We start from the raw sequence: 14,552 nt of genomic DNA, 5'->3' as shown, positions 1-14,552 counted from the left end.
AATAGTAATTAAAAACAAAAGCCTGAAATAATTTTCAGGCTTTGTATATATTGTAAAGATTAATTAAAAATTAATCCGCTAATATTATTAATTTATTGTCATTCATTTCTATAGTACCAGAATTGATAGAAATACTTAATCTACCATCATCCTCTTTTGAGAACTTCTCTTGATACTTTTCATTTACTGACGATACATCAGAACCTTCAATTTTTATTTTTCCATTGATTAATAATGAAACAATCGGTGCGTGATTACTTAACATCTGGAATTCTCCATTTAAACCTGGTACCGCAACAGAGTTTACCTCTGATGAAAAAATTACTGCTTCTGGTGTTACAATTTCTAAAAACATACTTAACTGTTTTAAGCTTTTAATTTTTAATATTATGCTTCAGCTAACATTTTCTCTCCAGCTTCAATAGCATCTTGTATTGAACCTCTTAAGTTGAATGCTGCTTCAGGATACTTATCTAACTCTCCATCCATAATCATATTGAATCCTTTGATAGTATCTTTAATATCTACTAAAACACCTGGAATACCAGTAAACTGTTCAGCAACGTGGAAAGGCTGAGATAAGAAACGTTGTACACGACGAGCTCTGTGTACGACTAATTTATCTTCCTCAGATAATTCTTCCATACCTAAGATTGCAATAATATCTTGTAATTCTTTATAACGTTGTAATAACTCTTTTACTCTTTGAGCAGTGTTGTAGTGCTCATCACCTAAAATTTCTGGAGTTAAAATTCTTGAAGTAGAATCTAATGGATCTACCGCAGGATAAATACCTAACTCGGCAATTTTACGAGATAATACCGTCGTTGCATCTAAGTGAGCAAACGTAGTTGCTGGTGCAGGGTCAGTTAAATCATCCGCAGGTACATATACTGCCTGTACAGATGTAATAGATCCTTTCTTGGTAGAAGTAATACGCTCTTGCATTGCTCCCATTTCAGTTGCTAATGTAGGTTGGTATCCTACCGCTGAAGGCATACGTCCTAATAATGCAGACACTTCAGAACCAGCTTGTGTAAAACGGAAAATATTATCAACGAAGAAAAGTACATCTTTACCTTGATCTTCTCCAGCTCCATCACGGAAATATTCAGCAATTGTTAAACCAGATAAAGCAACTCTTGCACGTGCTCCAGGTGGCTCATTCATTTGTCCGAATACGAAAGTAGCTTTAGAATCTCTCATTGTAGGCTTATCAACCTTAGTTAAATCCCATCCACCTTCTTCCATAGAATGCATAAAATCATCACCATACTTGATAATTCCTGATTCTAACATCTCTCTTAATAAATCGTTTCCTTCACGAGTTCTTTCTCCAACTCCAGCAAATACAGATAAACCTCCGTGTCCTTTTGCAATGTTGTTAATTAACTCCTGAATTAATACCGTTTTACCTACTCCAGCTCCACCAAATAAACCAATCTTACCTCCTTTTGCATACGGCTCAATTAAATCGATAACTTTAATACCAGTAAATAACACCTCTGTAGAAGTAGATAATTCTTCAAATTTTGGTGCTTGACGGTGAATTGGTAAACCGTTAGTACCTTCTTTTGGTAAATCACCTAAACCATCAATAGCTTCACCTGTTACATTAAATAAGCGACCATAGATATCATTTCCTATAGGCATCTGAATTGGATTACCTGTAGCCAATACTTCTTGACCTCTTTGTAAACCATCAGTAGCATCCATAGAGATAGTTCTAACAGTATCTTCTCCAATATGTTGTTGTACTTCTAAAACAAGAGTAGAACCGTCCGCTTTTTTAATCTCTAACGAATCATAAATCTTTGGTAGCTCAGCATTTTCAGTATTAAACTCAACATCGATAACAGGACCAATAATTTGAGAAACTTTACCTTTTATTGTAGACATTACTTTTTGTAATTAAGTTATTGTATTTATTAAGTGAACCTTATCTCACTTTTCAGTGCGCAAAGGTAATTTTTTTATAACAATATAAAAAACGTTTGCGTCAATATTTTTTAAAAAGAAAAAGCCCCGTAAAAACGGGGCTTTTAAATAATATGTATGTTAAGATTACTTTCTTAAGTTAATCTCTACACGTCTGTTTTGTGCTCTACCAGCTCTAGTTTTATTAGTAGCGATTGGGTAATCCTCACCAAATCCTACAGAACTTAATCTACTTCCAGTTACACCGTGAGTAGCTAAATAATCTAATACAGCTTTAGCTCTTCTTTCAGATAACTTTTGGTTAGCTTTAGCAGCACCTTGGCTATCAGTGTGACCTTCGATGTTAAAGTTAGCATCTTTGTACTCCTTCATGATACCAGCGATTAAGTCTAATTTACCTTTTACTCCTGGTCTGAAAGAAGTTCTTCCTGAGTTGAAGTAGATAGCTCTTGCGAACTCATCTAATTTCTTCTTAGCTTCTTCAGTGATAACTGGCTTTGGCTCTGGACAACCTTGTCTTGAAGCTACACCAGCAACATCTGGACACTTATCAACGTTATCTTTTACACCATCGTTATCTTTATCTCCCCAAGGACATCCACCGTTATCAGCAGGACCAGCCTCGTTTGGACACTTATCTTTGTTATCAGCGATACCATCACCATCAGCATCTGGACATCCGTTCATTGCTTTAGTTCCAGCTACAGTAGGACAAGCATCATCTTTATCAGCGATACCATCACCGTCAGCATCAGGACAACCGTTTAAAGCAGCAACACCAGCTTCGTTTGGACAAGCATCATCAGAATCTTTGATACCATCACCGTCAGCATCTGGACATCCGTTGAATTCTTTTAAACCTGCAACTTCTGGACAAGCATCATCTTTATCGTATACACCGTCACCATCAGTATCTTTTCCACCGAAACGGAAAACAACACCTAAACTGTGTTGGAAGTGATCTTGAATGTTGTCAGCGAATTCTTTCTTACCACCAGTTTGGAAATTTAAACCTATGTTCTCGTTGAACCATACGTTAAAACCAACACCTGCGTTTAAAGTTCCTTCTCCTCCGTCAACAAAATTACCACCTACGATTCTACCAAAGTCAGTGTAACCACCACCTAAGTATACATAAGGATCAAACCATCCAGTTTCTCCGAATAAATGGTTTAAGTCCCACTTAGCAGCTAAATCGATAGCCCAGTATAATTCATCTACATCATCTTCAGATATAAATGTTTTAACTTTGTTTATAGACCCAGCTAATTGTAAAGTAAATCCGTCAGCTAAATATCTTTCAACGCTAATTCTAGAAATTGAAGGTAAAGTGTTATCAGCCCATTCACCAGTCCCAATATAATCTTGAGCATAATCTCCAAATTCAGTAGGAATTCTAGGATCAACTGTGTTAAGACCAAAACCTACAACCCAAGGATTGTTTTCGTCTTGTGCGTTAACGTTACTAAACGTTAGAAACGCAAACATAGCTAACATAGCTAATTTTAATTGTTTCATTATCAAAAATTTAAATTAAAAGTTCGTTTATATATAACGCAAATGTAAGTTGTTAAAACTTATTTACAAAAGCAAATCTACAAAAACTTATAAAAAAAACAAGTTTTTACGCTTCTTTTACGAAATAACATTTAACAATTTTCCTACTTTCACGAAGGCTTGAATTGCATTATCTAAATGCTCTTTTTCATGAGCTGCGGATAATTGCACTCTAATTCTTGCTTGTTCTTTTGGCACCACTGGATAAAAGAATCCAATTACATAAATCCCTTCATCTAAAAGTTTATTAGCCATTTCTTGAGACAATTTTGCATCATAAAGCATTACTGGTACAATTGCAGCATCTGCTCCTACTAAATCAAAACCTGCCTTTTCCATCTCTGAACGGAAATAATTAGTATTCCATTCTAATTTATCTCTTAAAGAAGTATCATTAGACAACAAATCAAATACTTTTAAAGATGCTCCTACGATAGCTGGTGCTAAAGAGTTTGAGAATAAATATGGTCTTGATCTTTGTCGTAAAACTTCTATAATTTCCTTTTTACCTGTAGTGTATCCACCCATTGCACCACCAAGTGCTTTTCCTAAAGTACCTGTTATGATATCAATTCTTCCTAATACATTTTTAAGTTCTAATGTCCCTCTTCCTGTTTCTCCTATAAATCCTGCAGCATGACATTCATCAATCATTACTAAAGCATCATACTTATCTGCTAAATCGCAAATTTCATCTAGCTTAGCAACAATTCCATCCATAGAGAAAACACCATCCGTTACAATAATCTTAAATCTGTGGTTTTGTTTACTCGCTTCTATTAATTGCTCTTCTAAAGCAACCATATCATTATTACTATATCGATATCGAGCTGCTTTACATAAGCGTACTCCATCTATAATTGAAGCATGATTTAAACTATCAGAGATTATTGCGTCTTCTTTTGTTAATAACGGTTCAAAAACTCCTCCGTTAGCATCAAAAGCAGCTGCATATAATATAGTATCTTCTGTTTGATAGAATTCAGCAATTTTTGCTTCTAATTGTTTATGAATATCTTGAGTTCCGCAGATAAAACGCACAGACGACATTCCAAATCCATGAGTATCCATCGTATCTTTTGCTGCCTGTATTACTTCAGGGTGGTTCGATAACCCTAAATAGTTATTCGCACAAAAGTTAATTACCTCTTCACCTGTAGATATTTTTATTACTGCATCTTGAGAAGATGTTATAATTCGTTCACTTTTATATAATCCAGCATCTTTTATATCCTGAATTTCTTTCTGTAAATGTTCTTTGATTTTTCCGTACATGTTTTGTTTGTTTGCGATGTAAAATTAACTAATTTCTTGCACTAAAACGGTTTCATTTATATAGACTAACATTTTTTTTCCTACTTCATAACCATGCTCCATTAATTCTTCTGCGTATCTATTCACCTGTTTTATATGTGAACTATTTAATACACCTGTTTTATAATCAATAATTATTGCTTTATTTTCTTTAATAACTAATCTATCAGGAATCATCAAACTACCATCTTTAGTTATAAAACCTCTTTCATTTAATACTCTTACTCCTTTTATATAATATTGACTCAACTCTTCATGATCGACAACCTTTAAAATTAGTTGTTGAATTTCATCTGCTTCTTTTTCTGTAATTTCTCCTATATTCTTTGAATGCAAGACTACTTTACCAACATCTTCTTTGTAAAAAACTTTTGATAGTAGTTCATGAATTAAGTTTCCGTACTTTACAGCCTCCTCTTGTTCTGTATTCCATAACTTAGATGCACTGGACAACATTACTATATTATGCTGCTGCCAAGGAATTGACACAAATTTTTCTTGAGATATATTTTGACTGATCACCTCTTCTCTTTGACTGACTCTTTCAACTTTTCCAAAAAAATATTCGAGTTTATTGTCATCCCAAAGATTCTTTTTCTTTAAATAGGAAATAAAAATACCTGAATAATAATTCGTGTTTTCTCCTGTTTTTGAAATTTTCTTTTCGGTTAAGATATGAAGTTGTTCTACAGCTCTTGTTAAAGCTACATATAAAAGGTTAAAATTATCTAACTCTAACGCCTCTCTTTGTTCTTGATATATTTCATCTCCTCTTTCATTAATATAACTAAGAGTTTTATTGTAATCTATCAACAGCTCTTCAAACTGTGAAAAACTTTCTGGAAAATCATCAAACCAAACTTTAGGCTTTATTTGTCTGTAAATATCTAAATCATAAGGAAAAATGACCACAGGAAACTCAAGTCCTTTCGATTTATGAATCGTCATTATATTTACCGCAGTTGATTCTTCCGAAGAAACAATACTAAGTACTTCTTTTTTGGTACTCCAAAACTCAAGGAAATCTTGAATATTTGTTCCTTTACGTTGCTGCTCTAAAACTACATCAAGAAAAAACTGCACATAAGCATCTGACGTATCAATTAATTTAAAGCTTCGTATTAAAGCTTCAACTTTTTCATAAAAAGCCAACTCATAAAATTTATTCAAATTAAAGTCAACTCCATATTTTTTTAACACTTCAAAAAAATCTACAAAACTACTTTTAACAACTTGCTGAAAGAAAGAGTGATTCGTATCATTAATATTCAAGTGATCAAATAAGAAATATGCTATTTTAAATCGAACTTCTTCATTACCTGGAAACAAAAACAGTTCTAATAAATGAATAATAAAAGTTACTTTATTACTGTTTTTTAATAACAATGTTTCTGAAGATAAAATATTAACACCTTGTTCCGATAAATAATTTGCGACCGCTACTCCATCTTTTTTCTTTCTTACAAGCACACAAATTTCATTAAGCTGAAATTCTTTATTTAGTTCTTTTATTTGCTCGTAAACCTTCCTCGGATATTTTAATTTTTCAAGCTCTTTATCTTCTTCTTTTTCTAAAAAAGATAGAGAAACCACTCCTCCTTTTTTAGTGTTTTCTAATTGCTGATTTCCTTCTACAAAAAGATCTGAATATTGTTTATTCTGAAGAAAATTAGACACATATTGAAAAAAACTATTATTAAACTGAATTACTTCTGAATAGCTTCGGTAGTTTTTTTCCAACAACTTTACTTCTTTTTCTATTTGAAAAACACTGTGATTTTCTGTACTTAAATCAATCAACTGCTCAGCTTTTCCTCCCCGCCATCTGTAAATTGCTTGTTTAGCATCTCCTACTAAAAGCAAACTACTATTTTCTTGCGACAACGCATTATCTATTAAAGGTATTAGATTTTGCCATTGCAATATTGATGTATCTTGCATTTCATCAATAAAATAATGCATAAAGCGTTGACCAATTCGTTCATATATAAAAGGTGTAGGTTGTCCTTTTATATTATCAGAGATTAATTGATTGAATTCTGCATTTAAACGGATGTTATTATCTTCTTTTAGTGTAGTTAATTCCTTGTTTATATTATTTAATACAGCTAAAGGAATAATGCTTTTAAGAACCAACTGACTTAAAACTAAATTTCGATACAACTTTTCTGATTCTTCATATAAATTTAATAAGTTCGGAATTATTGCATCAATAGATTGTTTAATGTCATCTGATTTATTCTTTGAATAAAACAATTGCTCTTCTATTCTTTCTTTTAATTTACTCTGATCAAAAAATTTTGCATTTAACGGTGCATCTTTTAAACTTATAAAATGCTTTGGTAATAATGAATAGTAAAAATCTTTGTGAGTTACTCCTGAAGCATTAATAATTTCTAATCCTTCTTCACCTATTTGTTGTAGACGTTCTTTTAATTCTTTTAAGCTTTTTTTAAGTTTTGACTGAAGTTCATTAAAATCACTGACTGTTTTAACTCGTAGCTTTCTAAAATATTTAGTGTCATTTTCATTTAATAATACTTTAGAAAATTCTTTTAACTCAAGTGAAATATCCCAAGATTTGTCTTCATCTATCTTAGACAATGAAAAATCTATCAGCAAATTCGTTAACTCTTTATCAGAACCAATTTTAGAAATTAATAAATCAACTGCTTCATTTAATAATGAAACAGCATCCATTTCTACTTCAAAATTCAGAGTTAAACCTAAATCATATGCAAAGTTTTTAATAATTCTATGCGTAAAACTATCTATGGTAGTAATGGAAAAAGCTGCATAATTTTGTAAAATCGCATCTAAAATCTTTTGACTTCTCTGTTGAATTTTAGTTGGATCCAATCCTGTTTCTTCCATTATTAAGTTAGCGATATCACTTTCGCTTCCCTCAGAAATTACAGACAAATTTTTCAGCACACGTTCTTTCATTTCGCCAGCTGCTTTATTTGTAAAAGTAATAGCCAATACTTTTTGAAAATAAAAAACATCATTGGTACCAAGTAATACTTTTAAATACTCTTTTACCAGTGTAAACGTTTTTCCGCTCCCAGCAGAAGCGTTATAAATTTGAAATGTAGAGCTGATTTTATCGTGCACAAATTAAATTTTACGCAAGGTAATTGATCTTTAGAAGAGACTCAAAAAATATTTTTTAAAAAAACGTAGGGTTTATTTTTAAGTAGGTGTTTAGTATATGTTGCAACTTAACAAAGTATTATTATAAAATTAAAAACAATGAAAAATATTACCAACTTTTGCTTCATCTTATTCATATCATTAATTGTATCATGTAACTCAGAAAATGAAGGTGAAAATATAATTGAAAACAGTAATGAAAATAAAACTAAATACGAAGTTTTAAAAGGAAACTTAAAAGCATATCTAGAATCTGAAGCTAAAACAGACCAACTTGAGGAATACATTATAGACAATAAGAGTTGCTTTACTATTAAATACCCTATTAAAATGCTTATTCCTAATATTTTTGGAGACACTTCTGAAAAAGTAGAAGCTATTATTGAAAATGGAGAGGAATTTAATCTACCTTTTTTGTTTGGAGGATCTCAGGACATTGTATATCCAATTAATATAGTTGATAAAGACGGAACAGAAATAGAACTTAAAAATGCTGATGAATTTGACCAACAGTTCAATGATTGTAAAGGAATTGAAAGCTGTACTGATTGTAAAAGAAACTGCTTTATATTTTCATATCCAATACGAGTTGTAAAAGACTCTGGAGACACTGTAATCATAGAAAGAAACAAAGGTTTAGAGGAATTTCTTAATAGTTTAGAATCTGATGAGCTTTTCAAACTAACATATCCTTTAGGTGTTGTAATTCTTGATGATTTTGAAGAGAAAACAATAGAAAATACTGAAGAATTAAATGATCTTTTCTCTAATTGTTACAATTAATCATTAAATTTATAAACCACTCGTAATCAAAACACTTAATTACGAGTGGTTTTTAAAAACAATATTATTTTGAAGAAATGTAACACAAATAATACTTCTGTGTGTGAAGAAAAAAACTACAAGCACTTGTATGAATTACATTCCAAAACATTAAGGAGTTATATTTATTACACATGTAACAGTATTAGTATAGCAGAAGATATTGTTCAAGAAGCTTTTATTAAATTATGGGAAAACTGCTCATCAATTATTTTTGATCAAGCGTTATTTTTTCTGAAACGAGTGTCTAAAAATCATTTTTTCAACATGAAAAGACACGATAAAATTGTTTTGAAATTTAAAGAAAACCAAAGCGCTAGAAAAACTGACATTGGTAATGAAACCCCCCAATTCATTTTAGAAGAAAAAGAATTTGCTTTAAAAGTAAAAAACACCATAGCTTCTTTACCTGATAAGGAAAGGGAGATTTTTTTATTAAACAGAATAGATAAATTGAAATATCAAGAAATTGCTAATCTTTTAGGAATTTCTATAAAAACAGTTGAAAAACATATCTCTAGAGCCTTAAAAACTATTAGAAAAGAAATAGGCAACGTGTAACTGAATCAATTTATCCTCTAAAATGATATTTCATTAACCTACAAAAAAGATTAAATGGAAACAAATGAAGACATATTTTTAGCAAAATGGCTTAATAAAGACATTGACACAAAAGAAACAGACAATTTCAACGAATCTGATGAAGGTAAAGTTTACCAAAGAATTGTTGATATTGCTGATACATTGGAAATTCCAGAAAGCTTTAATTCTGAGGAATTATTCAACAAAATACAACAAGAAAAATTACAAAAGAAAAAGGCTACTTCTAAATTAATAAAACTAAACACTTTATATAAAGTGGCAGCTTGCATGGCTTTATTAGCAAGTGTATTTTACTTTTGGAAAAGTAATGATGTTGTATACAAATCTAATTACGGAGAGAAATTAACTATTTCTTTACCAGACGCATCTCAAGTAACTTTAAACTCTAAATCTAAAATTACTTTTGACAACAAAAACTGGAAAAACGAAAGAACTATCTTTTTAGAAGGAGAAGCTTTTTTTGAAGTACAAAAAGGCGAAACATTTACCGTAAAAACTAAAGAAGGTTCTGTTACTGTATTAGGCACTTCTTTCAATGTAAATTCTGGTAATAATTTTTTAGAAGTAAAATGTTTTACTGGTAAAGTAAATGTTGTAAACAAAAACAATACTAACGAAATACTAACCAAAGGACTGGCAACTACATTTAATAACAATATTAAAGAGAACTGGACTTTTAACACAGCACAAAACTCATGGAAAGAGGGAATCTCTCGATTTAGAGAAACCCCTTTACCTATTGTGTTATTAGCTTTAGAAAATGAATTTAATTTTAAATTTAAAAACATTAAAAAGTATCAAAATGAAAAATTCTCAGGAGTGTTCTCTCATAAAGAACCTCAAACAGCCTTGAAAACAGTTTTAAGCGCCATGGATATTAAATACTCAACCAAAAACAACAATATTATCTTATTAAAGTAATTCATTTTTAATGATAAAAAAGTTATTTTTAGTATTAATTTTTAGTCTTTGTTTGAACCATTCCTTTTCTCAAAACAAAGTAAAAAACACCTTTTCTCTTGATTCGTTATTGATAGAAATTCAACAGAAAAAAAACATATTTATCTCTTACAACACTAAAATTGTTGCGAAAAAACAAATTGTTCTAAACAAAGAAGTAGTCACTGAATTAGATCTTTTAAATGAAATTGAAAAACAAACAAATTTGGTTTTTCAAAAAATAGGTGACACCAACTATATTTTAAAAAGAAAAAAAATATGTGGGTATTTAATTAACGAAAACAATAACGAAGTAATACCAAATAGCACTATTGTATTAATTCCATCAGGAAACCATGCTTTTACTGATATTAAAGGGTATTTTGACATCACTTTAAAAAACAATGACAGCCATTTACTTTTCAACACATTAGGTTTTAATGAAAAAAAGATCAGTCTAACTAACTTTAAATCTGAAAAATGTACTGAAATCTATTTACAAGAACAGCCTTTTGCATTGGATGAAATTGTTATTAATAATTATTTGACAGATGGTTTTTCTAAAAAGATTGACAACTCAATCTTAATCAACCCTACTAAGTCCGGACTGCTTCCTGGAGTTCGAAAAACAGATGTACTTCAAAGCATTCAATTATTATCAGGAATTCACAGTCCTAATGATACTGCTACTGGGTTAAACATTAGAGGAAGTACTCCTGATCATAATTTAATTTTATGGGATGGAATTAAATTATACAGAAATGACCATTTCTTTGGAATGATTTCAGCCGTGAATACTAATATTATTGACAATGTAACTTTATTTAAAAATAGTTCTCCTAGTTTTTATGGAAGTCACCTTGCTGGAGTAATAGACATACAGTCAGACAATAAAATTCCTGAAAGAACAAAATGGGGAATTGGTATGAACTCTTTAAGTGTTGATACTTATCTTAAAACTAAAATCTCTAAAAAATTAGGAGTTTTTATATCTGCTAGAAGGTCTTTTTCTGATGTTTTTGAAACTGGAACCTTCGCTAATTTTTACAGCCAAATATTTCAAAACAAAAGAGTAACCGATTTAGGGCGTGGTATCACAGTTGAAAATCCTGTTGAAGACAAAAACAACCAATTCAACTTTACAGACATTACTACTAGGTTATTATTTAAAATAGATAATAGACATACACTGAGCAGCAGTTTCTTTTATTTTAAAAATAAATTAAAATCTAATCTTTTTTTCAATGAAATTGATTTTGTTATTAGCGATGCATTAGAGATGAAAAATATTGGTATTGGAACCAAACTAAAAACAAACTGGAACGATCGTTTTAGCTCAAACATTAAATTCGATTATGTCTCATTCGATTATGATTATTCTGGAAAAGAAACAATATCTGAACTTTTTAGTTTTAATGCAGAAAAAACAAACACTATTAAAGAGTATAATTTTGATGCTTTAACCAATTATAAAGTAACAAACAATTACAACACTATTAATGGTGTTAGCATTAATAAAAGTTCAATTGATTTTCTAATCAACACTAACAAAACCATCAACTTTAATAATGATATAAATATTGAATCTAACAACGGATCGAATTTAAATACAAGTATGTACTCACAACACGAATACATTTCTGATAAGTGGTTTTTAAGAGGTGGTATACGTGCCGATTATTTCAATACATTTAAAAAAGTATACATACAACCTTCAATTTATATCTCTAACACATTAAATGATGTAATGAAGATTAATTTGTCCGCTGAAGTGCAATATCAAGCTATTAGTCAAATTACAGAGTTAAGTACTAAAAACTTTGGTTTAGAAAATCAAGTATGGATCATTTCTAATAACGAAAAAATTCCTTTATTAAGAAGTGATCAAATCAGCTTAGGAGGATCATACAATAAAAAAAACTGGCTTATTGATGCTTCTATTTACTATAAAAAAATCACAAACTTAACTTCTTTCATTTTTGATTTTGCAGAAACTCCTAATAATATAAACACTGGTAAAAGTATCATTAAAGGACTTGAGCTTTTTATGAAACGAAAGTTCAACAATTTTAATAGTCAGCTATCCTATACTTATACTGACAACAATCTTGTATTCCCTGGAATTAACAACGGACAGCCTTTTCAAAATGGATTTAATGTTAAACACGATTTATCGTTAATTCAATCTTATAAGTATAAAAAACTACAATTAACATTAGGTTGGAAATATAAAACTTCACGACCATTTACTCCTGCAACAAACCTAACAGGAGATAACAGCGAAAACATTGCAATAAATTATGGAGAAATAAACAGTGCTTTTTTAAACAATTTCCATAGAATGGATTTTTCAGCTGAATATAATTTTAAATTTAAAAAAGACGGTAACACTAACGCTTCTATAGGTTTTGAATTACTTAATCTCTACAACCAATCAAATCCCTTAATTAGAAAATACAGAATAACTGTAAACCCTAATAATGTAAATGTTTTCAATCTTGGTACTATAGATGAATTTTCAATAGCCAGAACCCCTATCTTCTCTTTCAGAGTCAATTTTTAATTACCTTTTTGTTAGTTTATGCTACAATAACAGCCAATCTGTTATATTAAATACTAAGTAGTGTTAATTAATGGTATAAATTTCTTGTTTTACATATCTTCGTTAGTAGTTAATCAAATTATCACCAATATGGAAAATACTTTAAAAATAGGAATGGCTCAAATATCACCTGTTTGGTTGAATAAAAAATTAACTATTGAAAAAACTATGACATATATTACCAAGGCAGCACAAGAAGGGTGTGAACTTGTTGTTTTTGGTGAAAGCTTTTTACCTGGTTATCCGTTTTGGCTGTCAATTACTCATGGAGCTGAATTTGAATCTCAGATACAAAAAGAAATCCATGCGCATTATATAAAAAATGCCATACAGATTGAAAGTGGAGAACTAGATGAAATATGCTCTTTAGCTAAACAACATCATATTGCTGTATATCTTGGAATTATTGAAAGAGCTCAAAACCGTGGCGGACATAGCTTGTATTGCTCTTTGGTGTACATAAATAATAACGGAGAAATAAAATCAGTACACAGAAAACTACAACCTACCTACGAAGAACGACTAACTTGGTCTCCTGGAGATGGTAATGGTTTAACTGTGCATCCTTTAAAACAATTCACTGTAGGTGGATTAAATTGTTGGGAAAACTGGATGCCACTACCTAGAGCTTCGTTATATGCTCAAGGTGAAAACCTACACATTGCTGTATGGCCTGGAGCAGAAAGAAACACCATAGACATTACTAAATTTATAGCTAAAGAAGCTCGTTCGTTTGTAGTTTCTGTTAGTGGGTATATGACTATTGATGATTTTCCTAAAGACACTCCTAATTATAATGAGATTATAAAAAATGCACCAAAAATATTAGCAAATGGTGGATCTTGTATTGCAGGACCAGATGGTGAATGGATTATACCGCCAGTAACTGGTAAAGAAGATTTAGTAACTGGTATTATTGATTTTCAAAAAGTATTAGAAGCTCGTCACAATTTTGATCCTTCAGGACATTATTCAAGACCAGATGTAACAAAACTCACCTTAAATAAAGAAAGGCAATCTATTATTGAAATTATCAACCAATAATTAAATCTACCATGAAACTAAGAGATCAAAATACAGCATTACTTTTAATTGACCTTCAAAAAGGTTTTAAAGAAGAAGAACATTGGGGAGGAAACAGAAATAATAAAGATGCTGAAGAAAAATGTGAAACTTTACTTCACAAATGGCGTGCATTAGAGCTTCCTATCTATCACATCATTCATAGTTCACAAGATCCTAACTCTAAACTTCATAAATCTCATCCAGGATTTGAAATCATGGATTTTGCCAAACCTATTAATGATGAGCCTCTTTTAATTAAAGAAGTTAATAGTGGATTTATTGGAACTAATCTGGAAGAACAACTAAGAAAAAATAACATCAATAAACTCGTAATTGTTGGCTTAACCACTAATCATTGTATTTCAACCACCACAAGAATGGCTGGTAATTTAGGCTTTGACACCATACTTGTTGCTGATGCTACTGCAACTTTTGATAGAATTGGACTTAACGGAGTCGTTTTTTCTGCTGAAACTATTCATCAAACAGCTCTTGCTAGTTTAAACGAAGAGTTTGCTGAAGTAATTAATACTGAAGAAGTTTTAAGTAGAGTTTAGAC

11 protein-coding genes are annotated in these 14,552 nt (G+C 30.7%); 6 read left to right on the top strand and 5 right to left on the bottom strand.

The window, feature by feature from the left end; all coding sequences use genetic code 11:
• Nucleotides 1-70: 70 nt before the first annotated feature.
• The 5 genes from EYW44_RS19040 to EYW44_RS19020 form a co-directional block, all read right to left on the bottom strand.
• A complete protein-coding gene (locus EYW44_RS19040) occupies nucleotides 71-355 on the bottom strand; it encodes a F0F1 ATP synthase subunit epsilon (protein WP_132726454.1) in 285 nt (94 codons plus the stop codon).
• A 32-nt stretch (nucleotides 356-387) separates the two neighbouring features.
• Nucleotides 388-1,899 (bottom strand): F0F1 ATP synthase subunit beta, encoded by a 1,512-nt coding sequence (gene atpD / locus EYW44_RS19035; RefSeq protein WP_132726452.1) that lies wholly within the window; start codon nucleotides 1,897-1,899, stop codon nucleotides 388-390.
• A 165-nt stretch (nucleotides 1,900-2,064) separates the two neighbouring features.
• Nucleotides 2,065-3,456: an OmpA family protein gene (locus tag EYW44_RS19030; protein ID WP_132726449.1), complete on the bottom strand. Its 1,392-nt coding sequence runs from the start codon at nucleotides 3,454-3,456 to the stop codon at nucleotides 2,065-2,067.
• A 117-nt stretch (nucleotides 3,457-3,573) separates the two neighbouring features.
• On the bottom strand, nucleotides 3,574-4,770 hold the full coding sequence (gene kbl / locus EYW44_RS19025) for a glycine C-acetyltransferase (protein ID WP_132726446.1): 1,197 nt from the start codon (nucleotides 4,768-4,770) through the stop codon (nucleotides 3,574-3,576).
• 24 nt (nucleotides 4,771-4,794) lie between these two features.
• Nucleotides 4,795-7,923, bottom strand: coding sequence for a UvrD-helicase domain-containing protein (locus EYW44_RS19020; protein ID WP_243643700.1), 3,129 nt, complete (start codon nucleotides 7,921-7,923; stop codon nucleotides 4,795-4,797).
• 138 nt (nucleotides 7,924-8,061) lie between these two features.
• Between EYW44_RS19020 and EYW44_RS19015 the strand changes: the two genes are divergently transcribed.
• The 6 genes from EYW44_RS19015 (at nucleotide 8,062) to EYW44_RS18990 (ending at nucleotide 14,550) form a co-directional block, all read left to right on the top strand.
• A complete protein-coding gene (locus EYW44_RS19015) occupies nucleotides 8,062-8,745 on the top strand; it encodes a hypothetical protein (protein ID WP_132726443.1) in 684 nt (227 codons plus the stop codon).
• Nucleotides 8,746-8,814: 69 nt separating this feature from the next.
• Nucleotides 8,815-9,345 carry an RNA polymerase sigma factor gene (locus EYW44_RS19010; protein ID WP_132726440.1) on the top strand — a complete coding sequence of 177 codons (531 nt, stop codon included), beginning with the start codon at nucleotides 8,815-8,817 and terminating at the stop codon, nucleotides 9,343-9,345.
• Between the two features lie 54 nt (nucleotides 9,346-9,399).
• On the top strand, nucleotides 9,400-10,308 hold the full coding sequence (locus tag EYW44_RS19005) for a FecR family protein (RefSeq protein ID WP_132726437.1): 909 nt from the start codon (nucleotides 9,400-9,402) through the stop codon (nucleotides 10,306-10,308).
• A gap of 10 nt (nucleotides 10,309-10,318) precedes the next feature.
• On the top strand, nucleotides 10,319-12,889 hold the full coding sequence (locus EYW44_RS19000; RefSeq protein ID WP_132726434.1) for a TonB-dependent receptor: 2,571 nt from the start codon (nucleotides 10,319-10,321) through the stop codon (nucleotides 12,887-12,889).
• A gap of 129 nt (nucleotides 12,890-13,018) precedes the next feature.
• Entirely contained in the window at nucleotides 13,019-13,972 is a 954-nt protein-coding gene (locus EYW44_RS18995; protein ID WP_132726432.1) for a carbon-nitrogen hydrolase family protein, read from the top strand.
• 11 nt (nucleotides 13,973-13,983) lie between these two features.
• Nucleotides 13,984-14,550, top strand: a complete 567-nt coding sequence (locus EYW44_RS18990; protein WP_132726429.1) for a cysteine hydrolase family protein — start codon at nucleotides 13,984-13,986, stop codon at nucleotides 14,548-14,550.
• Nucleotides 14,551-14,552: the final 2 nt, after the last annotated feature.

Origin of the sequence: Tenacibaculum sp. M341 (genome assembly GCF_004337695.1) — a bacterium.
Taxonomy (GTDB): domain Bacteria; phylum Bacteroidota; class Bacteroidia; order Flavobacteriales; family Flavobacteriaceae; genus Polaribacter.
This window is presented reverse-complemented; position numbering and strand designations above follow the sequence as displayed.